General features: G+C 65.1%; 43 protein-coding genes. 12 read left to right on the top strand and 31 right to left on the bottom strand.

Translation table 11 applies throughout. From position 1 onward, the window contains the following. Positions 1-15: 15 nt before the first annotated feature. Positions 16-420, bottom strand: coding sequence for a universal stress protein (locus ACZ5KW_RS09805; protein WP_343777638.1), 405 nt, complete (start codon positions 418-420; stop codon positions 16-18). 117 nt (positions 421-537) lie between these two features. On the opposite strand from ACZ5KW_RS09805, the gene ACZ5KW_RS09810 reads away from it, so the two are divergent. From ACZ5KW_RS09810 to ACZ5KW_RS09825, 4 genes are all read left to right on the top strand, one after another. Beyond that, positions 538-1,818 (top strand): HD domain-containing protein, encoded by a 1,281-nt coding sequence (locus ACZ5KW_RS09810; RefSeq protein WP_343777640.1) that lies wholly within the window; start codon positions 538-540, stop codon positions 1,816-1,818. Positions 1,819-1,890: 72 nt separating this feature from the next. Beyond that, positions 1,891-2,955 carry an amidohydrolase family protein gene (locus ACZ5KW_RS09815; RefSeq protein ID WP_343777642.1) on the top strand — a complete coding sequence of 355 codons (1,065 nt, stop codon included), beginning with the start codon at positions 1,891-1,893 and terminating at the stop codon, positions 2,953-2,955. A 104-nt stretch (positions 2,956-3,059) separates the two neighbouring features. Then, positions 3,060-3,515, top strand: coding sequence for a hypothetical protein (locus ACZ5KW_RS09820; protein ID WP_343777644.1), 456 nt, complete (start codon positions 3,060-3,062; stop codon positions 3,513-3,515). Positions 3,516-3,571: 56 nt separating this feature from the next. Further along, positions 3,572-4,213, top strand: a complete 642-nt coding sequence (locus ACZ5KW_RS09825) for a thymidine kinase (protein WP_343777646.1) — start codon at positions 3,572-3,574, stop codon at positions 4,211-4,213. A 52-nt stretch (positions 4,214-4,265) separates the two neighbouring features. Here ACZ5KW_RS09825 and ACZ5KW_RS09830 read toward each other — a convergent pair whose 3' ends face one another. Both ACZ5KW_RS09830 and ACZ5KW_RS09835 read right to left on the bottom strand, forming a co-directional pair. Next, on the bottom strand, positions 4,266-4,526 hold the full coding sequence (locus ACZ5KW_RS09830) for a hypothetical protein (protein WP_343777648.1): 261 nt from the start codon (positions 4,524-4,526) through the stop codon (positions 4,266-4,268). An 84-nt stretch (positions 4,527-4,610) separates the two neighbouring features. After that, a complete protein-coding gene (locus tag ACZ5KW_RS09835; protein ID WP_343777650.1) occupies positions 4,611-5,183 on the bottom strand; it encodes a transcriptional regulator FilR1 domain-containing protein in 573 nt (190 codons plus the stop codon). 59 nt (positions 5,184-5,242) lie between these two features. Here ACZ5KW_RS09835 and ACZ5KW_RS09840 point away from each other — a divergent pair, with 59 nt between their 5' ends. After that, complete coding sequence (locus tag ACZ5KW_RS09840) at positions 5,243-5,767, top strand: CinA family protein (RefSeq protein ID WP_343777651.1); 525 nt, start codon at positions 5,243-5,245, stop codon at positions 5,765-5,767. A gap of 71 nt (positions 5,768-5,838) precedes the next feature. Beyond that, complete coding sequence (locus ACZ5KW_RS09845) at positions 5,839-6,261, top strand: universal stress protein (RefSeq protein WP_343777654.1); 423 nt, start codon at positions 5,839-5,841, stop codon at positions 6,259-6,261. A gap of 28 nt (positions 6,262-6,289) precedes the next feature. Here ACZ5KW_RS09845 and ACZ5KW_RS09850 read toward each other — a convergent pair whose 3' ends face one another. Both ACZ5KW_RS09850 and ACZ5KW_RS09855 read right to left on the bottom strand, forming a co-directional pair. Next, complete coding sequence (locus ACZ5KW_RS09850) at positions 6,290-6,493, bottom strand: hypothetical protein (protein WP_343777655.1); 204 nt, start codon at positions 6,491-6,493, stop codon at positions 6,290-6,292. A 63-nt stretch (positions 6,494-6,556) separates the two neighbouring features. Then, complete coding sequence (locus tag ACZ5KW_RS09855) at positions 6,557-6,865, bottom strand: MazG-like family protein (RefSeq protein WP_343777656.1); 309 nt, start codon at positions 6,863-6,865, stop codon at positions 6,557-6,559. 158 nt (positions 6,866-7,023) lie between these two features. Here ACZ5KW_RS09855 and ACZ5KW_RS09860 point away from each other — a divergent pair, with 158 nt between their 5' ends. Then, the gene (locus ACZ5KW_RS09860) at positions 7,024-8,244 is read left to right on the top strand and encodes a tyrosine-type recombinase/integrase (protein WP_343777657.1); all 1,221 of its coding nucleotides are present in this window, start codon (positions 7,024-7,026) and stop codon (positions 8,242-8,244) included. Between the two features lies 1 nt (position 8,245). On the opposite strand, the gene ACZ5KW_RS09865 is transcribed toward ACZ5KW_RS09860, so the two are convergent. The 10 genes from ACZ5KW_RS09865 to ACZ5KW_RS09910 all read right to left on the bottom strand — a co-directional run bounded on the left by ACZ5KW_RS09865 (position 8,246) and on the right by ACZ5KW_RS09910 (position 12,016). Next, positions 8,246-8,419 (bottom strand): hypothetical protein, encoded by a 174-nt coding sequence (locus ACZ5KW_RS09865; RefSeq protein ID WP_343777658.1) that lies wholly within the window; start codon positions 8,417-8,419, stop codon positions 8,246-8,248. After that, a complete protein-coding gene (locus ACZ5KW_RS09870; protein ID WP_343777659.1) occupies positions 8,416-8,757 on the bottom strand; it encodes a hypothetical protein in 342 nt (113 codons plus the stop codon). Before ACZ5KW_RS09870 ends, ACZ5KW_RS09865 begins: the two co-directional genes overlap by 4 nt. An 85-nt stretch (positions 8,758-8,842) precedes the next feature. Further along, entirely contained in the window at positions 8,843-9,595 is a 753-nt protein-coding gene (locus ACZ5KW_RS09875; protein ID WP_343777660.1) for a hypothetical protein, read from the bottom strand. Beyond that, positions 9,592-9,738, bottom strand: a complete 147-nt coding sequence (locus ACZ5KW_RS09880) for a hypothetical protein (RefSeq protein ID WP_343777662.1) — start codon at positions 9,736-9,738, stop codon at positions 9,592-9,594. Before ACZ5KW_RS09880 ends, ACZ5KW_RS09875 begins: the two co-directional genes overlap by 4 nt. After that, positions 9,738-9,869 carry a hypothetical protein gene (locus ACZ5KW_RS09885; RefSeq protein WP_343777664.1) on the bottom strand — a complete coding sequence of 44 codons (132 nt, stop codon included), beginning with the start codon at positions 9,867-9,869 and terminating at the stop codon, positions 9,738-9,740. The genes ACZ5KW_RS09880 and ACZ5KW_RS09885 overlap by 1 nt, the downstream gene beginning before the upstream one ends. After that, positions 9,859-9,996 (bottom strand): hypothetical protein, encoded by a 138-nt coding sequence (locus ACZ5KW_RS09890; RefSeq protein ID WP_343777666.1) that lies wholly within the window; start codon positions 9,994-9,996, stop codon positions 9,859-9,861. Before ACZ5KW_RS09890 ends, ACZ5KW_RS09885 begins: the two co-directional genes overlap by 11 nt. Then, positions 9,993-10,706: a helix-hairpin-helix domain-containing protein gene (locus ACZ5KW_RS09895; protein ID WP_343777668.1), complete on the bottom strand. Its 714-nt coding sequence runs from the start codon at positions 10,704-10,706 to the stop codon at positions 9,993-9,995. The genes ACZ5KW_RS09890 and ACZ5KW_RS09895 overlap by 4 nt, the downstream gene beginning before the upstream one ends. A gap of 2 nt (positions 10,707-10,708) precedes the next feature. Next, a complete protein-coding gene (locus ACZ5KW_RS09900) occupies positions 10,709-10,921 on the bottom strand; it encodes a hypothetical protein (RefSeq protein ID WP_343777670.1) in 213 nt (70 codons plus the stop codon). Next, positions 10,911-11,648, bottom strand: a complete 738-nt coding sequence (locus ACZ5KW_RS09905) for a hypothetical protein (RefSeq protein ID WP_343777671.1) — start codon at positions 11,646-11,648, stop codon at positions 10,911-10,913. Before ACZ5KW_RS09905 ends, ACZ5KW_RS09900 begins: the two co-directional genes overlap by 11 nt. Continuing rightward, positions 11,648-12,016 (bottom strand): PadR family transcriptional regulator, encoded by a 369-nt coding sequence (locus tag ACZ5KW_RS09910; protein WP_343777672.1) that lies wholly within the window; start codon positions 12,014-12,016, stop codon positions 11,648-11,650. Before ACZ5KW_RS09910 ends, ACZ5KW_RS09905 begins: the two co-directional genes overlap by 1 nt. 261 nt (positions 12,017-12,277) lie before the next feature. Between ACZ5KW_RS09910 and ACZ5KW_RS09915 the strand changes: the two genes are divergently transcribed. Further along, positions 12,278-12,514, top strand: a complete 237-nt coding sequence (locus ACZ5KW_RS09915) for an ArsR family transcriptional regulator (protein WP_343777899.1) — start codon at positions 12,278-12,280, stop codon at positions 12,512-12,514. Positions 12,515-12,516: 2 nt separating this feature from the next. On the opposite strand, the gene ACZ5KW_RS09920 is transcribed toward ACZ5KW_RS09915, so the two are convergent. The 15 genes from ACZ5KW_RS09920 to ACZ5KW_RS09990 form a co-directional block, all read right to left on the bottom strand. Continuing rightward, positions 12,517-12,720, bottom strand: coding sequence for a hypothetical protein (locus ACZ5KW_RS09920; protein WP_343777673.1), 204 nt, complete (start codon positions 12,718-12,720; stop codon positions 12,517-12,519). Beyond that, entirely contained in the window at positions 12,720-12,974 is a 255-nt protein-coding gene (locus tag ACZ5KW_RS09925; RefSeq protein ID WP_343777674.1) for a hypothetical protein, read from the bottom strand. Before ACZ5KW_RS09925 ends, ACZ5KW_RS09920 begins: the two co-directional genes overlap by 1 nt. Before the next feature lie 73 nt (positions 12,975-13,047). Beyond that, entirely contained in the window at positions 13,048-13,677 is a 630-nt protein-coding gene (locus ACZ5KW_RS09930; protein ID WP_343777676.1) for a DUF8169 family protein, read from the bottom strand. Between the two features lie 2 nt (positions 13,678-13,679). Next, entirely contained in the window at positions 13,680-14,711 is a 1,032-nt protein-coding gene (locus tag ACZ5KW_RS09935) for a DUF8098 family protein (protein ID WP_343777678.1), read from the bottom strand. An 85-nt stretch (positions 14,712-14,796) separates the two neighbouring features. Then, positions 14,797-15,861, bottom strand: a complete 1,065-nt coding sequence (locus ACZ5KW_RS09940; protein ID WP_343777680.1) for a Cdc6/Cdc18 family protein — start codon at positions 15,859-15,861, stop codon at positions 14,797-14,799. A gap of 107 nt (positions 15,862-15,968) precedes the next feature. After that, positions 15,969-16,742 carry a DUF7847 domain-containing protein gene (locus tag ACZ5KW_RS09945; protein WP_343777682.1) on the bottom strand — a complete coding sequence of 258 codons (774 nt, stop codon included), beginning with the start codon at positions 16,740-16,742 and terminating at the stop codon, positions 15,969-15,971. Between the two features lie 54 nt (positions 16,743-16,796). Next, a complete protein-coding gene (locus tag ACZ5KW_RS09950) occupies positions 16,797-17,042 on the bottom strand; it encodes a hypothetical protein (RefSeq protein ID WP_343777684.1) in 246 nt (81 codons plus the stop codon). A 186-nt stretch (positions 17,043-17,228) separates the two neighbouring features. Continuing rightward, positions 17,229-17,453, bottom strand: coding sequence for a hypothetical protein (locus ACZ5KW_RS09955; protein WP_343777686.1), 225 nt, complete (start codon positions 17,451-17,453; stop codon positions 17,229-17,231). Next, positions 17,443-17,748: an SNF2/RAD54 family helicase gene (locus ACZ5KW_RS09960; protein WP_343777690.1), complete on the bottom strand. Its 306-nt coding sequence runs from the start codon at positions 17,746-17,748 to the stop codon at positions 17,443-17,445. Before ACZ5KW_RS09960 ends, ACZ5KW_RS09955 begins: the two co-directional genes overlap by 11 nt. Further along, entirely contained in the window at positions 17,741-18,127 is a 387-nt protein-coding gene (locus ACZ5KW_RS09965; protein WP_343777691.1) for a hypothetical protein, read from the bottom strand. Before ACZ5KW_RS09965 ends, ACZ5KW_RS09960 begins: the two co-directional genes overlap by 8 nt. After that, complete coding sequence (locus ACZ5KW_RS09970; protein ID WP_343777693.1) at positions 18,124-18,498, bottom strand: hypothetical protein; 375 nt, start codon at positions 18,496-18,498, stop codon at positions 18,124-18,126. The genes ACZ5KW_RS09965 and ACZ5KW_RS09970 overlap by 4 nt, the downstream gene beginning before the upstream one ends. After that, on the bottom strand, positions 18,491-18,883 hold the full coding sequence (locus ACZ5KW_RS09975) for a hypothetical protein (protein ID WP_343777695.1): 393 nt from the start codon (positions 18,881-18,883) through the stop codon (positions 18,491-18,493). Before ACZ5KW_RS09975 ends, ACZ5KW_RS09970 begins: the two co-directional genes overlap by 8 nt. Beyond that, entirely contained in the window at positions 18,876-19,058 is a 183-nt protein-coding gene (locus ACZ5KW_RS09980) for a hypothetical protein (protein WP_343777696.1), read from the bottom strand. Before ACZ5KW_RS09980 ends, ACZ5KW_RS09975 begins: the two co-directional genes overlap by 8 nt. Then, the gene (locus ACZ5KW_RS09985) at positions 19,058-19,534 is read right to left on the bottom strand and encodes a hypothetical protein (RefSeq protein ID WP_343777697.1); all 477 of its coding nucleotides are present in this window, start codon (positions 19,532-19,534) and stop codon (positions 19,058-19,060) included. Before ACZ5KW_RS09985 ends, ACZ5KW_RS09980 begins: the two co-directional genes overlap by 1 nt. Continuing rightward, positions 19,534-19,833, bottom strand: a complete 300-nt coding sequence (locus ACZ5KW_RS09990) for a hypothetical protein (protein WP_343777698.1) — start codon at positions 19,831-19,833, stop codon at positions 19,534-19,536. Before ACZ5KW_RS09990 ends, ACZ5KW_RS09985 begins: the two co-directional genes overlap by 1 nt. Before the next feature lie 280 nt (positions 19,834-20,113). On the opposite strand from ACZ5KW_RS09990, the gene ACZ5KW_RS09995 reads away from it, so the two are divergent. From ACZ5KW_RS09995 to ACZ5KW_RS10010, 4 genes are all read left to right on the top strand, one after another. Continuing rightward, positions 20,114-20,503, top strand: a complete 390-nt coding sequence (locus ACZ5KW_RS09995) for a helix-turn-helix transcriptional regulator (RefSeq protein ID WP_343777700.1) — start codon at positions 20,114-20,116, stop codon at positions 20,501-20,503. Further along, positions 20,496-20,756, top strand: a complete 261-nt coding sequence (locus tag ACZ5KW_RS10000; protein ID WP_343777701.1) for a hypothetical protein — start codon at positions 20,496-20,498, stop codon at positions 20,754-20,756. Before ACZ5KW_RS09995 ends, ACZ5KW_RS10000 begins: the two co-directional genes overlap by 8 nt. 688 nt (positions 20,757-21,444) lie before the next feature. Continuing rightward, positions 21,445-21,792 (top strand): hypothetical protein, encoded by a 348-nt coding sequence (locus ACZ5KW_RS10005; protein ID WP_343777702.1) that lies wholly within the window; start codon positions 21,445-21,447, stop codon positions 21,790-21,792. Positions 21,793-21,804: 12 nt separating this feature from the next. After that, on the top strand, positions 21,805-21,960 hold the full coding sequence (locus ACZ5KW_RS10010; RefSeq protein WP_343777703.1) for a hypothetical protein: 156 nt from the start codon (positions 21,805-21,807) through the stop codon (positions 21,958-21,960). Positions 21,961-22,406: 446 nt separating this feature from the next. On the opposite strand, the gene ACZ5KW_RS10015 is transcribed toward ACZ5KW_RS10010, so the two are convergent. After that, positions 22,407-23,084, bottom strand: coding sequence for a hypothetical protein (locus ACZ5KW_RS10015; RefSeq protein WP_343777704.1), 678 nt, complete (start codon positions 23,082-23,084; stop codon positions 22,407-22,409). Positions 23,085-23,100: the final 16 nt, after the last annotated feature.

Below are 23,100 nucleotides of genomic sequence, written 5' to 3' on the forward strand. Positions count from 1 at the left end.
CGCGGCCGCTCCGAGTTACTCTCCGTCCGGTCCCGGCACGGTCAACACCGGCCGGTCAGCGTTCAACACGAGCGCCTGCGTCGTGCTGCCGAAGACGGCCTTCCCGGCCGGGCTGCGCTTCCGGCCGGACACGCAGATCGCGTCGGCGTCGACGTCGGCCGCCGCGGCGATCAGTTCGTCGGCGGGGTCGCCGCTGGCCTCGTAATGGACGCAGGTGACGCCCGCGTCCTCTAAGAGCTCGCGGGCGCGCCGCACCGTCCCGAGCTGGTGGACCGACGCGCCTTCCGGATTGTCTCGGAACACGTGACAGAGGTGTGCTCTGACCTGCTCGGCGGCGGCCGGGAGATCGATGAGGGCCTCGGCCTGTGCGATCGCCCGCGGCTCGTCGTCGAGTCCGATTCCGACTAACACGTCGTACATACCCGACGGTTCGCGGAGCCGAGGTATAAATCGCAGCACCGGTTCGCGGGCCGCGAGACCGAGGCTTCGGCGCGCTCGACTCACAGCCTTTTATCTCGTGACGCCGAAGGCGCACGCATGATCACGGTCAAGGACACCGTCCACGACCACATCGAGATCGACGGTGTCGCCGCGGACCTCGTCGACACCCCCGCCGTCCAGCGCCTCCGCCACGTCAAACAGCTCGGTACGGTCCAGCTCGTCTACCCCTCCGCGAACCACACTCGGTTCGAGCACAGCCTCGGCGTCTACCACCTCGCGAGCCGCGCGCTCGACCACCTCGGGATCGAGGGGAAACGCGCCGACCGCATCGAGGCGGCCGCGATGCTCCACGACGTGGGGCACGGCCCCTTCAGCCACAACCTCGAATCGCTCACGCACCGACTGACCGGGAAGTACCACGACGACGTAGACGAGCTGCTCGCGACCGGCGCGGTCGGCGAGGTGTTACGCGACCACGACCTCGACCCGAACCGGATCGCGCGGCTCGTCGCCGGCGAGGGGACCTACGGCCCGCTGATCTCCGGCGAGCTCGACGTGGATCGCATGGACTACCTCGTGCGCGACGCCTACCACACCGGCGTCCCGTACGGGACCATCGACACGGAGCGGTTCGTCCGCGAACTGGCGTTCGTCGACCCGGGCTCGAACGGGGACGACGCCGCGGACGGGGTCGAGGTCGACGGCTCGTCGGAGCGCGCCCTCCAACTGGTCCTAGACGAGGGGAACGTCCAGACCGCTGAGAGCCTGCTGCTCGCCCGCGCGCTGATGAATCCCGTCGTCTACACGCACCACGTCGCGCGCATCTCGAAGGCGATGTTGCGCCGGGGCGCGGTCGACCTCCTCGACGCGACCGCGACGACGGCGTCGGAGCTGCGGCGCATGGACGACCACGACTTCCTCGCGGCGCTCCGGGACTGCGGGGAGACCGCCGAGCTCTCCCGCCGGTACGACGAGCGCGACCTGTACAAGCTGGCGGTGTGGGCCGAGTACGGGGACGTGCCCGAGCGCGTCCACGACGCGGACCGTGCGGCCGAGACCGCGCTCGAACGCGAGATAGCCGAGGAGGCGGGCGTCGCGCGCGACCACGTGATCCTCGACGTGCCGCCCGAGCCGACGATGCGCGAGTCGACCGCGCGCGTCACCGTCAACGGACAGATCCGCCGCCTCGAACGGCAGTCCCCGCTCGTCTCCGCGCTTCGGACCGCCCAGCGGAACCAGTGGCGCCTCGGCGTGTACGCGCCCGCCCCCGCGACCGATCGCGTCGGCCGAGCCGCGGCGGACGTGCTCGGGCTCGATCCCGACGGTCTCGTGACCGAAGTGCGCGGCGCGATGCCGACGACCCTCGACGAGTTCTGACGGCCACCCGGACGGAGCGCCGTCGTCGACGCGTTCCCGTGAGATTTTAACCCCGGCTGGCGAGCCTCAGACATGCATCTCGAAGGGACCATTCTGGTCGGTCCCGACTTCGAGCCGGTCGAGGGCCGGGTCGTCGTCGCGGACGGCGAGATCCTCCGGATCGAAGAGACGGCCGTCGACGGCGACGACGTGATCCTTCCCGCGTTCGTCAACGCGCACACGCACATCGGCGACTCCATCGCCAAGGAGGCGGGCGAGGGGCTCTCGCTCGACGACCTCGTCGCGCCGCCGGACGGACTGAAACACCGGCTCCTCCGAGCGGCGGACCACGACGAGAAGGTGGCCGCGATGGCCCGTACCCTCCGGTACATGGAGTCGACGGGGACGGGCACGTTCCTCGAGTTCCGCGAGGGCGGCGTCGAGGGCGTCTCCGCGCTCCGCGACGCGCTCGCGGGCGAGGGAGTGGAGTTCGACGAGCGCGCGATCGACGCGGTCGTGTTCGGCCGCGACGACCCGGACGTGCTCTCCGTCGCGGACGGGTACGGTGCGTCCGGCGCCCGCGACGCCGACTTCGACGCGGTCCGGACGGAGGCGCGCGACGCCGGCAAGCTGTTCGGCATCCACGCCGGCGAGCGCGACGCCGACGACATCAACGCCGCGATGGACCTCGACCCCGACTTCCTCGTCCACATGGTCCACGCCGAACCGATCCACCTCGAACGGCTCGCCGACCGGGAGACGCCGGTCGTCGTCTGTCCCCGCTCGAACCTCGTGACGAACGTCGGCGTTCCGTCGATCCGCGAACTCTCCGAGCGGACGACCGTCGCGCTCGGCACCGACAACGTGATGACAGACTCGCCGTCGATGTTCCGCGAGATGGAGTTCGCGGCGAAGCTCTCCGATCTCCCCGCCCGAGCGATACTGCGCATGGCGACGGTCAACGGGGCGGAGATAGCCGGCGCGAACCGCGGCGTGGTCGAGCCCGGGGCCGACGCCGACCTGCTCGTCTTAGACGGCGACTCCGACAACCTCAGCGGGGCGCGAGACCTCGTCCGCGCCGTCGTCAGGCGCGCCGGACAGGCCGACGTCTCGCGGGTCGTCATCGGCGGCGAGTCGGTCGTCCCCCGCGACGACTGAGTCGCGCTCCGGCCTTCCGCCGCGACTCCTCGCTCGCTCCGCTCTCCGCCCGATTTCGCGCCACGCCGACGGGATGAAATGGCCTCCGAGCGTACGACCGACCGATGACGACGCTCTCGCTGCTCGCCGGAGTCGCGCTGGGACCGATCGTCGGCCTCGTCGCGACGCTCGCGATGGATCGGGTGATGCCTCGGCTCCCCGAGGGGACGACGGCCCCGAAGGTCGCCGCGGGCGTGCTCACGGACACGCCGGTCGACGACGCCCCGGAGCGGCTGGCGACGTGGGTCCACTACGTCGCCGGCGGCGGTTCGGGCCTGCTGTTCGTCGGACTGGTCGCCGCGACCGGATCGCTGCTCGGCCTCGGTTCCCTCGCGGCCGTCGCGGTCGCCGGCGTCGCACAGCTCGCGCTGATGGTCGGCTTCTTCGCGTTCGTCCCGCTCCCCCGCGCCTCGGGCCTCCCGCGTCAGCGGCTCGGGACGATCCGGCGCGACTGGGCGATTTCGGCGGCGACGTACGTCCTCGTCGCGGCCGTCATCGTCGCCGTCGCGACCGGGGTCTAGCTCGCGCTCGCGGCTGGAGAGAAACGGTTTAGTCGCTGGCTGCGGCCCAATGGAGTATGCACGCCATCACTCGATCCGGCTGGATCGAGGTCATTTCGGGGTCGATGTTCTCCGGCAAAACCGAAGAGCTGCTCCGCCGCCTCCGGCGGTCGGAGATCGCCGGTCAGTCCGTCGCCGTCTACACGCCCGCAGTCGACGACCGCTACGGCGAGACGACGATCGGGAGCCACACGGGGCGGCAGTGGGAGGCGACAGTGGTCGACAACGAGGGCGACGGACCCTTCGAGGTGCTCGACGACGACCCGGCCGAGGTCGTCGCGGTCGACGAGGCGAACTTCTTCTCCGACGCCCTCGTCGAGGTGTGTAACGAGCTCGCGGACCGCGGTAGCCGGGTGATCGTCTCGGGCACCGACCAGACCTTCCGCGGCGAGCCGTTCGAGCCGCTCCCCCAGCTCATGGCGACCGCCGAGTACGTCGACAAGCTTCAGGCCATCTGCTCGGTCTGTGGGGAGCCCGCCTCCCGGAACCAACGACTCATCGAGGGCGAGCCCGCGCACGTCGACGACCCGACGATCCTCGTCGGCGCCGAGGAGTCCTACGAGGCCCGGTGTCGGGACTGTCACGTCCTCCTGACCGGAGACAGGCCCGAAGAAGAGCGACCGTTCGAGCGTCCGGACCCGGACCCCGCGAACGACTGACCGCCCGCCGACTCCCTCTTCTCACGATTCCGCCTCTCGTCCGTAACGCCCGCTAGGCCGGAGTCTCCGTCGCGTCCGCCTCGTCGGCTTCCGACTCCTCGTCGCTCGCGGTCGCGAGTCGGAACAACCCGACGAGCGCGCCCGCCGCGACGAGCGCCCCTTCCGCCTTCGCGGCCGCGTACACCCAGTCCCGAGGCTCCGCCTCGCCGGCGTTTCGGTAGAGCGCGCGCGTCCAGAGGGCGACGGCGCGACGCGGCGCGACGGCCTCGATCAGTCCGCCGATTCCGGCCACCAACAGCAGTAGCGCTTTCATGTCGGCCCTTCGACGGCGACCCTCAAAAGCGGACCGGGGAGTCCGCCCCGTCGACGCCGCTCGGTTCGACCCCGGGAACCGGTCTCAGTCGTCGCCCACCGGCTCCGCGGCGTCGAGGTAGCGGCCACAGGTGGCGGCCGCCCACTCGCGGACCGCCGGCGCGTCGGACCACAGCAGCGCGGCGATCCCGTCTCCGTCGACTAGCCCGACGACCGCCCGGTCGTCGGCGAGGGCGACCGTCACGGGCGACTCCCCGTCGTGACGGTACGCCTCGATCCCGCGCTCGACGAGGAGCCGCCGCACGACCGGACCGGCCGGCCCCGAAAGGCGGTCGCTCGCGGCGTCGGTGAACACGACGCGGAGGTCTCTGGGGGCGTCTCCGTCGCCGTCCGCGGCCTCGACGACCCCGCTCAGCCGTCGGGCGAGACCGGCGTCGAGTCGCGGAACGACGGCGACGACCGCTTCGGCGTCGCCGACGACCTCGGCCAGTCGCTCAGTGAGGTCCGCGTCGACCGGAGCGACCGCGTCGCCGCTCGCCGTCTCGTTCGCGCGCTCGACGACCTCCGTCTGACCGTCGAGGGCAGCGAGGTCCGCGTCGACGGCGCTCGCCACGAGCGATCGGAGGGCCGCCGCGGGCGACCGCGTGTCGTCGGTCACGGTCGCCGTTGGAGGGGGCCGGGCGTAAACGTCAGGGACGTGCCGCTCGCAGACGGCGTATGGACGAGACGCCTCCCGCCGAGCGCCTGTCGGGGCTCCTCGGCGACCGCGACGAGACGCTCGCGACCGCGGAGTCGCTCACTGGCGGGCTGGTCGGGTCGCGAGTGACCGACGTGCCGGGCGCCAGCGCCTACTTCGACCGCGGGTTCGTGACGTACACTTACGACGCCAAACGCGAGCTGCTCGGCGTCTCTCGCGAGTCGCTCGACGCGCACGGCGCCGTGAGCGACCCGGTGGTCAGCGAGATGGCGGCCGGCGCGCGCGACCGAGGGGACACGGACTGGGCTGTCGCGACGACCGGTATCGCCGGACCGACGGGCGGGACCGACGAGAAACCCGTCGGGCTGGTCTACGTCGGCGTCGCCCACGCCGCTCCGTGGGGCACCGGGGACTCATTCGTCCGGACCGAGCGAGTCGTGCTCGACGGCGACCGCGACGCGGTGAAGCGCGGTGCGGCCGAGACCGCGCTTGACGCCCTCGTCCGTGCCATCGAGCGCGTCGACGACGCGGCGTCGACGGACTGAGCGCGAACCGGGTCGCGGAACGGCGCTCGAAGTGTGCGAGGTGTTATCACTCGCCTCCGCGTAGCGAGGGCATGATCGACCGCGTCCTGGTGGCGATGGACGACTCCGACCTCGCGGAGCGAGCGCTGCGCTACGCGCTCGACGCGCACGGAGACGACGCGGCCCTGACCGTGATCCACGTCGTCGGCGGTCCGTCGCCGATGATGGGAGCGGCGGTCGGGCTCGCGCTGTCCGACGACTCGGACGAGGAGATGCGTAAGGCGGCCGCACCCGTGTTCGAGCGGGCCCGCGAGATCGCCGCCGAGCACGACGTGACCGTCGAGACGGTCGTCGAGGTCGGCCGGCCCGCTCGGGGCATCCTCGATCACGCCGAGGAGTTCGACGCGGTCGTCCTCGGCACGCACAGCGGGTCGCTCGCGGACCGGCTGCTCGTCGGGAACGTGGCGAAAACGGTGTTCGATCGCTCGCCCGTGCCGGTCACGGTCGTGCGGTGAGGCTCGGCCGACGCGGCCTCCGCGTTCCTCACTCGATGTAGGCGTTGCCGATGACGGCGACGACCAGCGCGGCGAGGACGATCCACGTCAGCGGCTCGACCGCGAGCAGTCGGATCGGCCGGGCGACCGACCCGTCGAGGCCGAAGAGGTAGCCGCCGGCGAACACTATCGCGAACGCGAGCGCACCGACGATTCCGGCCACGCCAAGCAGCGCGGTGTCCGACGAGTCCATGCGCCCGAGTCCGCGCGGGACGTACATAAACGGATCTCTGACCGGCGCCCGGCGCCGCGCAGGTCAGTCCTCGCCCGAGTCCGGCGCTCCCGACGCCTCGATCCGCTCTTCGTACTTCGCGAGCGACTCGTCCAGTGCCTCCCCGGCGTCGACGTCGAGCGAGTCGGCGAGCGCGAAGAGCGCGAAGAGCGCGTCTCCGAGTTCGTCGTCGCTGACGGCGATCCGGTCCGGGTGCGCGCCGTAGCCGGTCGACTCCGCGGCGTCTTTCGCCACTTCGCCGAGTTCGGAGACGACGTCGAGGAGGCGGTACTCCGGCGGGGCGTCGAGGTCGTGGTCGTCGACGAACGCGGCGACGGTTCGTTGTTCGTCCATCGCGGGCGACTGCTCTACGGCACGGTAAATGCGTGGCGGATCAGTGAGTTCACGCCGTCGTAAACGCCCCGGCCAGACGGAAAGAGACGAGACGGGTCAGAGAGCCAGGGCAGGGATGTGGGAATTATGTTTACAATCCCTCCGCTCCACCAGCGTGTATGTCGACGCAGGATCCCCGGGACGCGGTCGAAGGGCTCCGAAAGCGGATTCGCGAGCGCGAACGCGACGTCACTGACGAGGACGCCGAGGCGCTGCTCACCTTCTCCGACCAGCTGGACTTGATGAAGAGCGAGTACTCCGACTACCGACACCTCAAGCTCCTCCGGCACTGTACGCGGATGGCCGAGGCGACCGACCAGCTCGCCGAGGCCGCCCACGATCGCGACGCGGCCGAGACTGTCGTCCGCTGGATCAACCGGCAGTACGACAACGAGGAGACGAACCGGGACTACCGGAGCGCTGTCCGTGTCTTCGCGAAGCGCGTCCGTCGCCTCGACGAGTCGCCCGAGAGCGTCGCGTGGATCCCGACCGGTACCTCGAGCACCTACGACCCGACGCCGAGCGAGCGCGACCTCCTCTTGTTCGAGGAGGACGTCAAACCGATGGTCGACGCCTGCCGGAACACCCGGGACGCGGCGTGTATCATGCTCCAGTTCGAGGCGGGGCTCCGCGGCGGCGAGCTCCAGTCGCTCACCATCGGCGACATCGTCGACGGCGAACACTCGCTCGCCGTCCACGTCGACGGCAAGGAGGGCGAACGCGTCGTCCACCTGGTCGTCTCCGTCCCGTACATCAACAAGTGGCTGAACGACCACCCCGCCGGTGACGACCCTGACGCCCCGATGTGGTCGCACCTTTCGAAGCCCGAGCCCCAGAGCTACACCAGCTACCTGAGCAACTTCAAGGAGCCGAAGAAGCGGATCGACCTCTCGAAGGAGGTCACCCCGACCAACTTCCGTCGGTCTAACACGCGGTGGCTCGTCCTCCAGGGCATGAGCCAGTCGCGGATCGAGGACCGACAGGGCCGGAAGCGCGGCTCCGAGGCGACCCAGCGCTACATGGCTCGGTTCGGCGAGGAGTCGAACGAGCGCGCCTACGCGTCGATGCATGGACTCGACGTCGAGGAGGACCCCGACGGTGACGACCACGCGCCGCTCACCTGCCCGCGGTGTGACCGGGAGACGCCCCGGGACAAGGAGTGGTGCGTCTGGTGTCACCAGGCGCTCTCGCCCGAGGCCGCCGAGCGCGTCGAGGAGGTCGACGAGGCCATGTTCGAGTCCGGGGTCGAGACTGACGACCCGCAGGTCGCCGAGGACCTCCGGACGGTCAACCGACGGATCACGGCACCGGTCAAGCATCTGATGGCCGACGACGAGTGACTCAGGCATCGGCCTCAGCCTCCTCGAGTCGGTCGAGTGCGTTCTTCGCGTGCGGTGCGATCGGAAGCTCCGTCTCGGCAAGCCGCTCTAGTTCCGGCTGAAGCTCTCGGATCACCTCGATCGGCGCGTCGCCCGCGCTCAGGTCGGTACCATCTTCTGCTGTGGTCGTGCTCATCGGGCTTCCTCCAGGTTCTCCGCCTCGATTCCGGACCGGTAGTCGGTCCCGTACTGTGCGTCGACGGCGGCCGCGATGGCCACGCCGTGGATATTGGTGATGTGCGCCGGCGCGAGCCCGTAGCACGTCGTCAGCGTGTCCTCGCGGCGGAAGACGACGACCGCCGACTGCGCGTCGTACCGCGCCTCGTCGTGGCGCGGGACTGGCGCCGCGTCCGGCACCTCGACGCGAAGCCCGCGGTTCCACGAGCCGATCACACTGGCAGTCGGCCCGGACCCGCGGATCCGCAGCATCCGATTGGCGTGGTCGGTCGGGTCGGCCGCGTACTTCGAGCTCACAGCACCACCTCGAACGTGAGAACCACTGCGAGGGCGCCGGCGAGCCCCAGCGTGAGCCATCGGAAAGCCCACACGTGCGGCTCGCTCATCGCCCCACCTCGCTCGGGTCGCGCCCGGCGACGATCACGTCGTGGATCGTCTGGAGCGTCTCCTTGTTCCAGTCTCTACGGACGCCCGGCGCGTCGATGTCAAGCGCGCGTTCGAGGACATCCGTCGTCCCGCCCCGCGTGAGCTGCTCGATCCACTCGCGCCGGTCGAGGTCCTCGCGCTCGTCGACGGCCGTCGGCTGGTAGTCGACAGTCTCGCAGACCGCGGCGAGCACGTCGCGCATCCAGCCAACCGTCGTGTTGGCTCGCTCCCACCGGACGCCGTCACGATTGACCATCTCGTACCGAGTGCCGTCGGCGTCAGTTTCTCGCGTGATCTCGCGGACGAGGTTGGGCTTCTGGAGCTGTCGCGACCGACGCGTGTCGGCCTCGCCAGCGACACGGGTGAACACCCACTTCACGGGCGAGGTGTCGCGCCACTTCGAGACCTCGAGGTCTGCGAGGAACCCGTCGGGTGTGTCTCCGCGCAGGTGCGCGCCGAGCGTCTTGCCGATCTCCTGGATGCGGACGTCGGTCGCGCTGTTCGCGATGGAGCGCGACGAGACGATCCGCTTGTCGGCCACATGCTCGGCGACGTACTGCTCGATGGCGTCGAGAGCGGCCTCGCTACCGCCGTAGGCCTTACCTTCGTAATCGTTCTTCTGCCCGACCCCGTTGTCTTCGAGGACCTGATCGGCGGTGGTGCCGCCGTCGGTGCGTGCGACTCTGTCTCCGACTTGATCGCGGCTCATGATGCGAGATGCTCACCCCGTTCGTAGCCGCAGCCGGGACACCGCCACCAGACGTGATCGCCGTCGCCAACGTCGTCCATGTCGTCACCGCAACCCTGACACGAGCGATCAGTTTCTCCGTCGTCTCCAGCAACGTCGGCCATCAGAGGACCACCCCGCCGAGGTACGCACCGAAGGCGATTGCGACGGTGACCAGTGCGACGACCAACAGCGCGTAAACGACGAGCATGGCCGGCGTCACTTCGATGTAGCCGAGCACCTCGTCACTCGGCATCGTCCACCTCCTCGAGGACGTAGGTCGTCCCGTCGTCGTGTGCGAGGATCGCGTCCCCGTTGCGCTCCAGGAGCTCGGCGGTCTCGCGCTCGACGTGGTCGACGACGCGGAACTGCGTGGCGCTCACGCGGTCTCCCCTCGGTTCTGGTACTGCCGCCACGTGTCGTCGCCCTCGGGCCGAGTTTCCTGCTCTTGCTGCTGGCCGACGAGCTGGTAGTAGCTCGCCTCCGCAATGCGCCCGACAGGGTTCACCTGTGCGACACGCCAGAGGCGCCGGTACGGGCGGCCGTTGTACTCTCCGGCCATCCACACCTCATCACCGGTGACGAGGAGGTCGTACTGCTTGCCCGACTGCGGGCTCGTCCGAACCGTGATCGTTCGGGTCTCGAAGTCTTCGCCCAGCGGCGCCGTCCAGGACACAGGGTCGTCGACGTCGACGACACACCACGGCTTCGACCAGGAGTTGCCATCCTCGGTGACGAGTTCGACCTTCTCGCCGAGCCCAACATCGAGGGCATCCGCGACAGGGTCGCTCGCGAGCGGGTCCTCCTCGTGTTCGTCGGCCTCGCTCACCACACTCTCGGTCGCGTTGAAGTCGACCTCGCGCGGCTCGACGTCGTCGCCCGCGACGCGCTCGGCCGTCTCCTGGAGCAGGTCGACGCGCGTCTCGGAGACGTACGGGATGTCCGTGAGCGTCTTCCTCTCGGTGATGAGGATGTCTGCGACGGTCTCGATGCCGTTGTCGTCAAGGCGCCGAGCGACCGACTCGCCGAGCCCGTCGACGTGGTCAGCGAGGGTGACGACGTCGGTCCTCGCGTTGAGGTCCTCACTCGCCATCGTCACCACCAGTCCTCATCTTCGAGGTGCTTCGTGAACGTGTACACGCCCTCGATGACGTGCGGCGGGTACACTTCGAGCTGATACTGACTCTTGTAGACTGCCTTCACGTGGCCGCCGGGCAGGAACTCGACCCGGTCGGCAGAGTGCGGGTCGCGCTCGTCGGTGAAGTGGATCTCCGCGCCGTTCGGGAGGACGTGGCCCTCACTCGGCATCGGCGCTCACCTCTTGGTCTTCGGTCTCGTGAGCGTCGCCGAGCGTGCCTTGGAACTCCTCGGGCAGGCTCGCGAACGGGAGGATCTCCGAGTTGATGAACGCCGCGTACATCCCGGCCATGTCGCCGCCGTCGAACAGCGCGACGTAGCCGGTCTCGGAGACGACGCCGCGGACGTACTCGCCGTCCCACCAGTACTCGAAGCCGAGCATCGTCGTCGCCCGGCTCCCGCCCGTGTCCGCGAGGTGGGCAGCGTCGTGGTACTTGATAGTCGACTCCTCGGCGTCGTCGTCAGCGTCGAGGCTCCGCGTCTGCGTGGTGTTCCACGCGTTCGCCTTCGGGTAGTCGCTCACGTACTCGGCGAAGCCGTCGACGTCGATCTCGGCGCGGTGGATGATCGTCCCTTTCGCGATGCCGAGCGTGTCGAACAGCCAGTCGCCGTCCGAGCGGTTGACGCCGACCCATCCCTCGGTGAGGTCGGCGATCCACTCGCAGTAGACGTCCTCGCGACCTTCGGCCGTCTCGGTGACGATCCCAGTTTCGGTGACGTAGATGTCTTCGCGCTCGGTGTCGATCTTGTTGGCGGCATCGCCGGCGTAGACCGTGGTGCCGTCGAGACGTTCGTACGCCGTCGCGTCGATCGCCGGGTACGTACTCTGCTCGACGTGACCTTCGATCGTCGGGTCGGCGATCTCGTCGCGGGCGAGCCCGAGGATGGTCGCGCGCATCAGCGCTCACCCTGCCCCCACGACTGCCACTCGTTGAGGATCTCCACCGCCGCGTCGGTCAGTGCGTAGTTGTTCGTCCGCTTGTCGAGGGCGCTCTTCGCGACGAGGTCCGCCTCGACGAGCGTATCGAGGTTCGGGTACAGCCGGCCGTGGTTAACCTCCGTCCCATACAGCGCCTCGAGTTGGCGCTTGATACGGAGTCCGTACGCCTCCTGGTCCTCCTCGTTGGCTAAGGTCTGGAGGATGTCCCGCTGGAACGCGGTCAGGGCTGCGAACTCGCGCAGCTGCTCGCGTGTCTCGTGGTCGGCGTCGATACGTCCTGCGTCGTTGGAGCCATCTTGAATAGGCCCCGTGTCTGAACTACTCATGGGTCTTCCGTTAATCCCCTCGTGAGAGGGGCTCGCTGGGGGACCCGGCCGTCGGCGTTCCAGCGCCGGCGGGTTTTGCTCCCGCGAAGGCCAGGTCAACCTGTGATTAGGCCACCCATTACAAATAGTTTCTCCCTAATAGGGAGATTATACTCTACTTACGGGAATAGTTAAACCGGAGTAGAGTGTATCAACACCCACACCGCTAGAGATATGGGGGTCAGTACTCGAACCGCGTGTGTGCGACAGCGCGCGGACTGGATGAAGCCGGTCGACGATCAGATCCTGGAGTTGATGCGGGATGAGGGCAACCTTACTCCGCGTGCGGTCGACGACTTCGGGGTCGCCGTGAGCGATTACGCCGGTGATCGGTTCTCTGTCCTCCGCCGCTACGGACTTGTTGAGCGGATCTCGCGCGGCCTCTACCGTCTCACCGATGACGGCCGTGCCTACCTGGACGAGGAGCTCGACGCGGCCGAGCTCGAGCCGGTCGAGTAGCCTCACGCGACACGCACCTCCTCGAACGGGAGCTCGATACGGTTCTTCTGGTCGATGATCGTGTAGTAGCGACCGCTCTCGTACTCCGGCGTCCGATCGCAGGGGACACACCAGAAGCTCTCCTCTCGATGCTTCCACCGGATGTGACCGCGCGGACAGGTGTAGCGCCACCGACCAGGCCCCGACCGGTCGATCTCGACGGGCATCAGCACACCCGCAGTCCGGGGGCCGCCTTCTTGATCGCCGGGCCGAGCCACCGCGGCGGCGACCGACTCGGTGTGTTCTGAAGCTCACCGTACTCGTTGAAGGTGAGCGTCCACGCCTCGCTGTCGTGTTCGACCTCGACGATCGTCCCGTCGTCGTGCTCGTCGACCGCGACCGAGACGTCGACGTCGTCAGCGTCGAAGCCGAGTTCGGTGATGTCGACCGTCGTCCGTGTGCGGGTAGCCTGTGAGGGCATACCTCAGCCGACGGGTGGATGAACGGTAAAAGGGGGCCGTACTTCCGGGGCTATTAGTCCGAGGCCTAGCCCGCTACTCTGCCGACGGGGGTCTGATTATCAGTTCTCCCCCTGGTTGGTGTTCTGATATTGCTGAGTTAATTTCGTCGTCATAGTTGATGAGGTGGTTATAGTCAAGAGTCGTCAGATAACCGCTTCCTCCGTTCTCCGACCAATTTGAGGCATCAGCTACAACTTGGCAATCATCCTCATTGCCAATCGCTGATGATAAGGAGAACAACAGCTCCAAATTATTGGATCGTGGAGTTATTTGATCAATACGATTCTCGATGAACTCTTTCCGTTTGCTGATCTCTCTCTGCCGTTCACGCAACCTGCTTAGTACCGTTGTACGATCAACATCCTCGAACGCATCTTGGATATCATCAAAAGTACCTCGATCGTTAGAGCTGAGATCGGCTTCGTCGAATTCTTCTAGCTCACCGCCTGAGATGAGGTAATCAACGACATCAGCATACAGCTTCGCTTTTCGCTCGGGGACTTCGTTAAATTCTGACTCAACCTTGGAGCTAATTATGACTTGTAACTCCTCGTTCATAATTAGGTCTCTAGAGCCTCTGTCGCCATCAGGAAGGACAAAATCGACTAGTACGGATGTGTCAAAGAATATGTCTGGTGGAATTGAGGACCCGTTGAGCGACATTATTAGTCAGAGATATACTCCCGCTCTAGCTGATTTAAAGAGTCATCGAGTGTGCCATCGTGGTCAGGGAAACCAGTGTGATCGGGTAGTAGCCCGCGCTCAACGACACGCTCCCTGAAATTCGCGATCTCCTCGTCGTACTCATTAAGATGACGTTCTAACTCCCTTGCCCTCTCTAAGCGGAGTTCATCAGCCTCTGGGCCCATAGCTGTCTCCTGAGAAATAACGAGACCAGGTACCTTCCAAGCATCATAGTAGTGGGTATTCTGGGCATCCTTGAACGCTGAAAGGTGTTCCTCAGTCAGATCACGAACATCAAGTTTTGACAGTTGGAGATACATATCCTCAAGAACATCTGTGAACTGACGGAAATACGGAATCGTCTCTTTTAGATCCTCGTCAGCACCCATCGAGAGGTGAATCTCAGAGACTATTTTCTGGACCTCAGCGTAGTGATCTGGCGCACTAATTCTCTGTTCCTGACCAAATGCAGATAGGCCTGCCTGAGCAGTCCCGCCGCCACTAGATTCGACGTATTCCTGTAGCTGAGAGATGGTTTTTCTGAGAAGCGTTCTCAACGACAGACTGTGCTTGTAGACCTGAGCAAATCTCGTGGGTGAGTACTCCTCGTAGAAATCGCCCAAGAACGACGTGCGGCTCTCAAAAAGGACATCCTGTGCGAGGTTGAACTCTCTCTTGAAGTATCCAGCATATTTCCGCACATCGGCTTCAGCCGAGTACGACCGCTGGCTGTCGATAAACTGGGCATTGTCGATTGTGTCCGGAGAGACTGTCTCATATTTCCCTTCGTAATTTGTCGCAGACACGTCCGGACTTTTACACTTAGCACCAGCAAGATACCAGCTATAGGTGATAGGAATATCAAATTCGTCAGCGGCCATATAGACCAACTTCTGGATTTTCACCTCGCCGAAGTTGGTTGCCTTCTCATGTTCAATTGAGTCAGACTCAGCTACGGCTAGCGCGAGGCCTTCCAGAATCTTATCGATCTCCTCACGCTCAGCCGCACTCATCACTTACCAAATCTCTTGCTCCAAGAATCAAAGTACTTCTGGAAGACAAATCAACCAGTGTTGTTTACGATCTGTATCCGGACCACTAAGCTTGGTTAACTGGAGGAATTGAAGTAATGGTATGACATGATTCGAGGGATGAATCGACGGCAGAGTACAACCATCGGTGATCAAGCCGCTCCCGCTCGACAAGGTCGTACGCGCGGAGCTTGTCGAGTTTGTTTCGTCGGTCGCGACGGCTGATGGGCGTCCGCTCTCGGTTCGCGTACACGCGCTCCTCGACCGCCTCGTATCGCTGGTTTAGCTCGCGACCGGTAATCTCGCCAGCGTCGCGAATCAGTTCGTAGAGGACGCGATGGTGGAATGGGAGTGAGTGAAGGTTTGCTTCCCGGATGCTCGACCGAGCGCGCTCGTAGGCGTCGTCGACATCGGCGTCGTGTATACGTCCGTGTTCGCGTTCGACCGCGATCTCGGCGGCCGCGCACAGCGTCTGGATGCCCTCGCGAGCGACGCCGGCGACGTCGTCGGCGATCGTCTCCAGCTGCGCGCGTGTGACCACGTTGTCGACGAGCCCGACACGCGCCCGGTCGCGAAGGATGTCCGCGAGTTCGTCGACGCCGAATCGGTCGAGTTCGATCCGCCCGCCGTGGAGGTACTGGCGGACGCCCGAGTCGGCACGAGCGAGCCAATCGTCTGGCTCGTGGCAGATCACCACGACCTCGACACCGGGGACGGCGGTCAGCTGGCCGACCGCATCTGTCCCGGCGACGTCGTCGGCCTCGTCGAGCAGGAGGAAGAGCTCATCGCTCCCGAGCGTCTCCCGGAGTCGATCCGAGAGCTCATCGTTCGGCGCGTTGTCGGCGACGGTCCCGCCGGCGCCGCGGATAGCCATGCGGAAGAGCTCGCCCGTGGTCGTGCCGAGCGCTTGGATCCACGCCCAGCGCGTGCCGAACTCGCGAGCGAACTCCTCGAGGACGGTTCGCCCGAGCGCTGTCTTCCCGACACCACTCGGACCCGCCAGCAACGCGCCCTGATCGTGGTCGGAGCGCGCTCGGTGGAGGAGCCGGATGAGCTCCTGGACATGCGCCTCGCGATGCCGGAGGTCGGGTGGCGGGGTCTCGTCGTCGAAGACTTCCGGACGACGTATCATACTGGTGACTGCTGACGCGGAGTGGGGTAATAAAGCGGGGCCTCGCTTCCGGGGTGGAACTGAAAGTGTCCCACCGGTCGATACACCTGGTGCCGCGGTGCTATCAGTTAGAGCTTCTGTGTCTGTGAGGCATCAACAGGGCCAGTTGTCGGCTTATCTGATCGGGACTGTCCATCACGCAACTGGAGGTATGCCGCGGCGATGATCGCGTAGTAGGGGAGGAAAAACACTGCCGAGAAGACGACAATGACGAGATCGGCCGCAACCGAGAGGCCAGCGAGGGTTAACAGGGGCGCGATGGCGCCGATAACCCCACCGAACAGCGCGGACGCAAACACGAGGACACCGAGCTGAAGTCGAGAGCCACGAGCTAACCCCCAACTTCGCTTCAGGGAGCTGATCACGCCTTCATCTTCGACAGCGACAACGAAGATGAAAAACAGGAACGAGGCGGCCAAGAACAGCCCTGGGATCAGGAAGAAAACCGATCCAATCATGACCATAATTGTGACGAGTACTCCGCCGACCAGTGCGATAACGGAGGCGCGGCCGAGTCGCTTCGTCACCGAAGCGGGGAACGACCCGGCCTCGCTGAGCGGTTGCGCAAACGTCCGTGACAAGACGACGAAATACGCCGAACTCAGGAGAACAAGTACGCCCAGCGCCGCAAGTGCGATCTCGCCTGAGATCGGAAGTACGAGCCCGACGTTGCTGCGAAATTCGGTTGCTACCTCAGGAGGAAGAAATCCGAGGATCGCTGTATTAACCATTGTTTGTGTTCCGATCTGGATGGCAAGGAGCCCGAGGAAGAGGACTCCACCAGTCCGGGTGAAGATACGCCGAATACCGTCGCTAACCGCATGGCTAAGTTGGAGGGCCATACCTGCGAACGATCCTACGGTCGTCTAATAAAATAACCGAAATAAGCGCGTGAGCTACCGAACGAACTGGTCTCGGTAGTACTGCGAGACGACGTCACGCTGCGGGCAGTCGCGGTCGTGCGGCAGGTTGTCGATCGTCGTCTGGTGGCCGTCGGGACCGTCGATACGGACGCGAGCCTCGCACTCGGTACACTCGATGAACTTCGGCTCGGTAATCGCGAGCCCGTCGACGCTCGGCGGACTACCCGAGGGAACGATGCGGAAGTGTGTCTCCCGGTCAGCGAACGAGCGCAGGCTCATCGCGAGCCCTCCGCGCTCTCTTCCTGGTCGTCGACGCGAAGCCACCCGGCAGCGCGCTCGAACACCTTCGCGGCGCCAAGGTGTCGGAGAATGCGCCCGACCGCTGCGCTCGACCGACTGGAGGCTCGCCGACTACGGGCAGCCTCCTCGAGGATGTCCGCCGCGAGAGTTCGAAGGCCGCGCATCTCAGGGCCCCTCCGTGACGGTCACCGCGGCACGATGCTCGTCGTCGATCACCAGCTCGGACAGCGCCTCGCCGCCACAGGGCGCCCACTCACCCTCCTCGTCATCCCACCGGTCGACGTGCCGCTCGGCGTGCCACGGTTCTCCCGGAACGCGCTCGTAGCGGACGCGCCGACGCTCACCCGATTCGGTCTCGTAGGCGATCGTCGGGAGGCCCTCATTCGACATCGTCCACCTCCCGATCCTCAACCAGTGACCACCGCGGATCGCTCGTCAGCGCCTCGACCGTCGACACCATCTCGGCGCCGAACGCCGGCGTCCGCGGGTGGGAGTTCCCGGTCGAGACGGTGAGCTCGACGTAGTCGTCTTCCACGCGGTCGACCACGGTGGTGAAGCGCGGCTGCGGCTCCCACAGTGGGACGTCGTGCGGCTCGGGCACGTCCTCAGGGTCGGCCCGGGACTCGTCGCAGCGCCACGTCTGGCCGGCCTCGACGACACCTGCGCGCTCGACGAGGTTAGGCATCGTCGTCCTCCTGGACGTCGTCGACGGCGTGGTCGTAGAACGCTGCGTCGAGGTACGGGATCTCATCGCCAAGGCCGACCACCTCTCCGGGCTCGTAGCCGGTGAGATCCGGTGCCCAGCCGATCTCCTGACACCACGTGGCGATCGCGTACTTCGCGACGGCCTCCTGGTCGCCGTCCCACGCGCCGTCGTACCGCTTGCCCTCCAAAAGTAGCATCACGAGGTAGTCGATCGGGTTGTTGATGTTCAGCAGCTCACCGTCGACGGCGAGCCGGATTGAACTCCGGTCGGCGCTCGACGCGGGGATGTCGTCGTCCTCCTCAGCCTGCCGAAGCTGCTCGGCGACCGACGAGGCGTGACCCATCTCGTCTTCCGTCACGCCTCCAACACCTCCGTCCGACCGTCGGCCGTGGCGATGCGCGGGCTCGCTGCGAGGTGCTGGCCCAGCTGCTCGTCGATCGCCGACCGGTCGACCCAGCCCGGGATCGGCACGGCGCCGCGGGCGTAGTCGACACGGCGCTGGTGCTTACAGCGGGCGCCCCGGTGGAGCGCGTCCGGGCAGTCGCACGTCTCCGCGATCGCGTCGACGGTGTACGTCCCGGTCGGCGTAACGACGAGGAACTCCTCGTCGCGGAGGTCCTGCTCGAGCCGCTCGTCGAGGACGGTCATACTCTCGGTGAGCGCCTTCGCCGCCCGCTGGTCGAACGTTCCAGGGCCGGTGGTGGCGTCGACAGCGTCGGCCTTAGACATCGCCGACCTCCATGTCGCCCCACGCCTGCTCGACGGGTAGATGCATCAGCCGCGCGCTGGGGAAGTCGTAGGTCTTCCCGGGCTTGTGCGCGTTCTGCGGGTTGCCGTCGACGTACACGCACTCGTAGACGGCGTTTTCGACGTCGATCCCGGGCAGGTACGCGTGCATCTTGTACGTCGCGAGGTCGTACCCTTCGGCCTCGTAGTGCGCCTCGAGGTCGTCGTACTTCTGCTGGCGGACGAACACGGCCTGCCGGGTGACGATGTCGATCGCGACGCCGCCCGAAACGGGCTCGGTCCGGACGTTCGCGAGTGCGTCGGCGACGCGCTCCTCGTACGAAGGCTCGGCGTCGTCGAAGTCGGCGTCGACAGCGCCCTCAGGCATCGGTGGTCACCCCCTCTGCCTCGTCGAGCATCTTCGCGACCGTACACGTCGGGCAGTCGCGATCGGGCGCCCAGACGAAGATATTCCCACAGTTCACGCAGTACACAGACTCGTCGAGGTGATCCGATTCACTCGGGAGCTCCTTCGACGATCCGTTGAAGTCCGGTTTCCGCATCACGCGCTCACCTCCTCGGCCTCGAGCAGCTCGTCGACATCAGGCAGTGCGTCGCCGTAGTCCACGCCGGCGCGCTCGGCCGCGTTCGTGTTCACCGAGAGCCACTCCCGAGCCTCGGCGTGGGCCGCTCGGACTTCTTCTTCGTCGTGGATGTCGAGCCACGCTGCGTCGGCCTCGGTCGCGACCTCCTCGCAGAGCTCGGCCACGCGCTCGCGAGCACGCTTCTCGATCGCCCAAATGAGCTTGCCGACCGACGTCTCCATGGCGGTCGAGACTGGGTCCGACTCGTCGAGGCTCTCTTCGCGGATCTCTAGCGCCTCCTCGGCGTCGGCGCAGGCGGCGGCAAGCGCGTTCAGCTGCTCGTCTTCGGCGAAGTGGTCGTGGACAACGTCGCCGAGCAGCGAGTCGAAGCCCGACACGTAGGGCGACTGGTGCTTCGAAAGCTCCTTGCGAGCAGTGCGACTGAGGCGCGACATCAGGCGCTCACCTCCTGGTGCCGCTGGAGGACGTCGCCGAAGCGCGAGACCATCGCGACGGTCGGCTCGGGGTGGCCGTCGACGGCGGCGGTGTCGACCGCGTCGATGTCGGCCCACTCGCCCTCGTCGACGTAGTACCGGCGTTCGTACGCGACCTGTGCGTCGGCGCTCATGTACAGGACCGTGGCGCCGGTCGCGAAGCCGAGGTCGTCGTCGTTGTAGTCGATGACGCCGTTGACGCGAGCGACGGCGTAGCAGCGGACCTCGCCGTCGGCGGGCTCGACGTCAGGCTGGTTCATCTGGCTGATCGCTGCCTCCGAGATCGCTCGCGGGCCTTCCAGGTCGTGAAAGTCCGGAGCGCTACCGTTTTGGGATTGGGTTGTGTTTGCGGACATGCTGTCGTTAGTGGACAGCACGGTCAGGGGTGCTCCAACACCCCGGGCCACCTTCTGAGGCGACCACTCCCGTGCTTCCTACCTCATACTCTATTCGCTGTCCACTTATAGTTAACGTATTGTAGTCTATAATACGGTGCGTCTTGCCGTAAGTTACTTACTGCTATCGCTACATTGTAGGGATATGGCTACGTCAGTCACAGGTGTGCTAACGCCCGCTGATCTCAATGATACCGATAACGCCGTTCTTGACGTCCTCCGCGGGGGCCGGGTGACCCCACAGTACGCGGCTGAGGAACTGGACGTTTCCCGGACATACGCGAGCGAGCGGCTGAAGCGGCTCGTCGAACACGGCCACGTAGAGAAGGTCGCACCGGGGCTCTACGAGCTGGTAGAGGATCCTCGAGACATCGAGGGTGCCCGTGAGATGATCTCTGGTATTGAGAAGGAGGTCAAAAAGGCCGAGCAGGGTTCTGCCGACAGAGATGTTGAGAACCTCCGAGACCTCAAGCAGCGGATCGAGTCGGAGCTTGAGAGGAGGCTCGATGAAATCGACGAGGGGAACGATGCCTGACGCCGAGACAGAGACGTTCGAGGGGTACCTCATCCTCGACTGGCGTTCGGGTGAGCAGCGCCAGCGGAAGACCGAGCCGGCGGACCTCGCGCCACACCAGCTCGCGATCCCCTACTCGATCGACGTCGACGTCCCCGAGGTGACCGTGCCGACGATCGAGGCCGCGATCGAGGTGCCCGAGGCCGAGGTCGAGCAGTCGATCGTCGAGGAGACGCGTGAGCTCGCCGACGACTTCGAGCAGGGCGACGCGTAGCCTGCGGCATCTCTCTGAAAGCCGCGTTGTTGGGACAAGGAGAATCGGATGCTCCAGGCCCCGGCGCTGGGGTTTATATGCGTTTTCAGTACCCCTCTATTCTCGTCGTCGGTTGAAGAGCCGGCGAGTGGTCGATATGAATGCTGAAACACTAATCGAGGCGTTTCGAATAGCCATCGTAATTATCGTTGCCGTCTGGGTCGTAGTCCAGGTGGCGGCGATTCTCTACTAAGGCCACTGGGGGCGTTGACCCCCCCTCCTCCGGCTTATTTCACTGCGCTCAGTACAAGATCACCAGTATCTGGAGCAATGTCCAAACACTGATGATAGTCACGACTGCTGTCCCGAACAGATCTACCGCTTTTTCGACGTTCATAGCTTACTTCGCCGGTTGATTCCGGCGACAAGTGAGCCGATGCCAGATTTGCTATTATAAACCCTCGTGCCGGAGGCTGCGGTCAGCCATGATTCCCAATTCTTCACCACTATGACACAGTGCTATAGAATGTTTTTCTCTATCCGATTGAGAATAATCACATGATGTGGTGGCTATACGCGAAGAAGTCTGTAGAGTCATTAGAGATTCAAACAATGAATATCACATTTCTGTCTTTTTGTATTTAACACAGTCTTGAGACAGGACATATGGTTGGTGAACACTTTATTATTCTAACCTCCTTGTGAGGTTATGCGTCCGGTACCACAACCCCCAGAAATAGTTCGCCAGCAGCTCCGCGATGTCAACCACATCCACGTCGATGATGAAAGTGCCATCGACGTGCCTTGGGCCAACCTTCAGCACGAACTCGAGATAGTGCGTGACGATCCTGCGGTTGAGACAATCTTCAAGACAGAATACTGGGAGGCAATATCAGTTGATGCGCGTCTCGCAGAGGTCGTGTATCAACAAGTCGGTGTCGACGATGAGGAAGTGCGCAGAGCTCTCAGTTACTGCCACACACTCGCGATGCCGGAGTGGATGGACTACAGCCATGGAGGCCGACCAAGAAGGGACTCATTTGTTATCCCGGCGTGATTAGAGAGCTCTATGACCGAGACCTTCGACGTCGAGTGCCCGGGCTGCGGCGAGACGAAGGGGCCGATCACAACCCATCCCGGTACCGTCGGCATCCACTGCTCGTGTGGCGTCTCCTCGAGTGTCGACATCGAAGCGCAAGAGATCGGCGACTGGTGGGAGCGGTAATGTCCCACGTCCACCCCGAACCGGAGGTTCATATGTAAAGGCGGCCAAGCGGGGTTAGAGGTCGTGTCAGAGCGGTCTCAAGTGGCCGTTACGGCTGCGAGCGCAGGGCTTCACTGCGCTATAGAAACCACCCTGAAGCCGCTCAACCATGAGCGAAGCCACAAAAGCGACAACCGTCATCTGTTGCACCGTCTTGGTCTTGGCGGGCCATGCGGAAGGTGCTGTTCTGATGACGGTTGTCGTCACGAACTACGTCGAGTAACCTCGACGAGTGTTCCCTTTTTTGATCAGGCTGTTAGCCTGACCGCTTATGGAGACGCACCTTCGTCTGTCATGGTCTCCGGCTGAATTTAGGATACTGTATCCCATTAACCTTTCCATCAGCAAAAAACAGGGGTTAGAAGCATCGAGAGGCCCTAAAGAACCGTTTGCGAATCAGGTTGAGATTACAGAGTGCCTATCGCTTGGCTTCTTGGGTCGAACCGCTCATCGCTCGCGAACAGCGACACGATCTCCCTCACACCGCGGTCAGCATCCCACCCGTCGCCGCGGTAGTGCCGCACGGGCTGTCGCCAGGGCGACCGCTCGTAGTGTGCCCACAGCCTCGTCCCCCCGTCAGCCGTCGGCGTGAGCCGGACGTGGTAATGCCAGACGCCGAGGAAGCCCTGCGGCCGGTAAGCGTAGGAGCCGACTTCCCACACGCGCTCACCGTCGACGACGTCGTACTGGATCGACGCGAGCGTCGCCGGCCAGACGCGCTCCATCGACCGGAGCTCCTTACGAACCTCGGCCGGCGCCGCGTCGATCGTCCCGACGAGTGTCCGGGTGTTGAGCTGGAGCCCTGTCTTCTCGGGAAGCGCGTCGGCCGCGGCCTCCAGGTCGACGTCGACGTGGTCGTCGACGACGTTGAGCTCCTCGTCGAGGTCGCCGTCGGCGAGCCGGTCCACGATCGGCAACACTCGACGTCGGAAGCGCCAGAGGTCGGGCCACCGGCCGAGGTACCGCCGCGCAGCGAGCAGCAGTACGAGCGCGACGAGCGGAACGACGATCGGTCCCCAGAGGTCGGCAGTCGCGATGGGGTCGGCAGCGATGCGTCTCAGGGTGTTGAACACGTGGTGTAGCATTGTCACTGATTGCCGG

This window comes from Halorubrum ejinorense (assembly GCF_055389685.1).

Excerpts from the sequence above, each read along its gene's own strand:
- ACZ5KW_RS09935 (WP_343777678.1), bottom strand. The coding sequence starts at position 14,711 with ATGAGTGCGGCTGAGCGTGAGGAGATCGATAAGATTCTGGAAGGCCTC.
- ACZ5KW_RS09885 (WP_343777664.1), bottom strand. The coding sequence starts at position 9,869 with ATGCCGAGTGACGAGGTGCTCGGCTACATCGAAGTGACGCCGGCCATG.
- ACZ5KW_RS09845 (WP_343777654.1), top strand. The coding sequence starts at position 5,839 with ATGATCGACCGCGTCCTGGTGGCGATGGACGACTCCGACCTCGCGGAG.
- ACZ5KW_RS09815 (WP_343777642.1), top strand. The coding sequence starts at position 1,891 with ATGCATCTCGAAGGGACCATTCTGGTCGGTCCCGACTTCGAGCCGGTC.
- ACZ5KW_RS09960 (WP_343777690.1), bottom strand. The coding sequence starts at position 17,748 with ATGCCTAACCTCGTCGAGCGCGCAGGTGTCGTCGAGGCCGGCCAGACG.
- ACZ5KW_RS09865 (WP_343777658.1), bottom strand. The coding sequence starts at position 8,419 with ATGAGCACGACCACAGCAGAAGATGGTACCGACCTGAGCGCGGGCGAC.
- ACZ5KW_RS09820 (WP_343777644.1), top strand. The coding sequence starts at position 3,060 with ATGACGACGCTCTCGCTGCTCGCCGGAGTCGCGCTGGGACCGATCGTC.
- ACZ5KW_RS10010 (WP_343777703.1), top strand. The coding sequence starts at position 21,805 with ATGACCGAGACCTTCGACGTCGAGTGCCCGGGCTGCGGCGAGACGAAG.
- ACZ5KW_RS09950 (WP_343777684.1), bottom strand. The coding sequence starts at position 17,042 with ATGAGCCTGCGCTCGTTCGCTGACCGGGAGACACACTTCCGCATCGTT.
- ACZ5KW_RS09860 (WP_343777657.1), top strand. The coding sequence starts at position 7,024 with ATGTCGACGCAGGATCCCCGGGACGCGGTCGAAGGGCTCCGAAAGCGG.
- ACZ5KW_RS09895 (WP_343777668.1), bottom strand. The coding sequence starts at position 10,706 with ATGGCGAGTGAGGACCTCAACGCGAGGACCGACGTCGTCACCCTCGCT.
- ACZ5KW_RS09810 (WP_343777640.1), top strand. The coding sequence starts at position 538 with ATGATCACGGTCAAGGACACCGTCCACGACCACATCGAGATCGACGGT.
- ACZ5KW_RS10005 (WP_343777702.1), top strand. The coding sequence starts at position 21,445 with ATGCGTCCGGTACCACAACCCCCAGAAATAGTTCGCCAGCAGCTCCGC.
- ACZ5KW_RS09990 (WP_343777698.1), bottom strand. The coding sequence starts at position 19,833 with ATGAACCAGCCTGACGTCGAGCCCGCCGACGGCGAGGTCCGCTGCTAC.
- ACZ5KW_RS09850 (WP_343777655.1), bottom strand. The coding sequence starts at position 6,493 with ATGGACTCGTCGGACACCGCGCTGCTTGGCGTGGCCGGAATCGTCGGT.
- ACZ5KW_RS09880 (WP_343777662.1), bottom strand. The coding sequence starts at position 9,738 with ATGGCCGACGTTGCTGGAGACGACGGAGAAACTGATCGCTCGTGTCAG.
- ACZ5KW_RS09945 (WP_343777682.1), bottom strand. The coding sequence starts at position 16,742 with ATGGCCCTCCAACTTAGCCATGCGGTTAGCGACGGTATTCGGCGTATC.
- ACZ5KW_RS09940 (WP_343777680.1), bottom strand. The coding sequence starts at position 15,861 with ATGATACGTCGTCCGGAAGTCTTCGACGACGAGACCCCGCCACCCGAC.
- ACZ5KW_RS09980 (WP_343777696.1), bottom strand. The coding sequence starts at position 19,058 with ATGCGGAAACCGGACTTCAACGGATCGTCGAAGGAGCTCCCGAGTGAA.
- ACZ5KW_RS09910 (WP_343777672.1), bottom strand. The coding sequence starts at position 12,016 with ATGAGTAGTTCAGACACGGGGCCTATTCAAGATGGCTCCAACGACGCA.
- ACZ5KW_RS09805 (WP_343777638.1), bottom strand. The coding sequence starts at position 420 with ATGTACGACGTGTTAGTCGGAATCGGACTCGACGACGAGCCGCGGGCG.
- ACZ5KW_RS09920 (WP_343777673.1), bottom strand. The coding sequence starts at position 12,720 with ATGCCCGTCGAGATCGACCGGTCGGGGCCTGGTCGGTGGCGCTACACC.
- ACZ5KW_RS09975 (WP_343777695.1), bottom strand. The coding sequence starts at position 18,883 with ATGCCTGAGGGCGCTGTCGACGCCGACTTCGACGACGCCGAGCCTTCG.
- ACZ5KW_RS09915 (WP_343777899.1), top strand. The coding sequence starts at position 12,278 with ATGAAGCCGGTCGACGATCAGATCCTGGAGTTGATGCGGGATGAGGGC.
- ACZ5KW_RS09955 (WP_343777686.1), bottom strand. The coding sequence starts at position 17,453 with ATGTCGAATGAGGGCCTCCCGACGATCGCCTACGAGACCGAATCGGGT.
- ACZ5KW_RS09930 (WP_343777676.1), bottom strand. The coding sequence starts at position 13,677 with ATGTCGCTCAACGGGTCCTCAATTCCACCAGACATATTCTTTGACACA.
- ACZ5KW_RS10015 (WP_343777704.1), bottom strand. The coding sequence starts at position 23,084 with ATGCTACACCACGTGTTCAACACCCTGAGACGCATCGCTGCCGACCCC.
- ACZ5KW_RS09875 (WP_343777660.1), bottom strand. The coding sequence starts at position 9,595 with ATGAGCCGCGATCAAGTCGGAGACAGAGTCGCACGCACCGACGGCGGC.
- ACZ5KW_RS09995 (WP_343777700.1), top strand. The coding sequence starts at position 20,114 with ATGGCTACGTCAGTCACAGGTGTGCTAACGCCCGCTGATCTCAATGAT.
- ACZ5KW_RS10000 (WP_343777701.1), top strand. The coding sequence starts at position 20,496 with ATGCCTGACGCCGAGACAGAGACGTTCGAGGGGTACCTCATCCTCGAC.
- ACZ5KW_RS09925 (WP_343777674.1), bottom strand. The coding sequence starts at position 12,974 with ATGCCCTCACAGGCTACCCGCACACGGACGACGGTCGACATCACCGAA.
- ACZ5KW_RS09905 (WP_343777671.1), bottom strand. The coding sequence starts at position 11,648 with ATGCGCGCGACCATCCTCGGGCTCGCCCGCGACGAGATCGCCGACCCG.
- ACZ5KW_RS09825 (WP_343777646.1), top strand. The coding sequence starts at position 3,572 with ATGCACGCCATCACTCGATCCGGCTGGATCGAGGTCATTTCGGGGTCG.
- ACZ5KW_RS09985 (WP_343777697.1), bottom strand. The coding sequence starts at position 19,534 with ATGTCGCGCCTCAGTCGCACTGCTCGCAAGGAGCTTTCGAAGCACCAG.
- ACZ5KW_RS09855 (WP_343777656.1), bottom strand. The coding sequence starts at position 6,865 with ATGGACGAACAACGAACCGTCGCCGCGTTCGTCGACGACCACGACCTC.
- ACZ5KW_RS09900 (WP_343777670.1), bottom strand. The coding sequence starts at position 10,921 with ATGCCGAGTGAGGGCCACGTCCTCCCGAACGGCGCGGAGATCCACTTC.
- ACZ5KW_RS09840 (WP_343777651.1), top strand. The coding sequence starts at position 5,243 with ATGGACGAGACGCCTCCCGCCGAGCGCCTGTCGGGGCTCCTCGGCGAC.
- ACZ5KW_RS09830 (WP_343777648.1), bottom strand. The coding sequence starts at position 4,526 with ATGAAAGCGCTACTGCTGTTGGTGGCCGGAATCGGCGGACTGATCGAG.
- ACZ5KW_RS09970 (WP_343777693.1), bottom strand. The coding sequence starts at position 18,498 with ATGTCTAAGGCCGACGCTGTCGACGCCACCACCGGCCCTGGAACGTTC.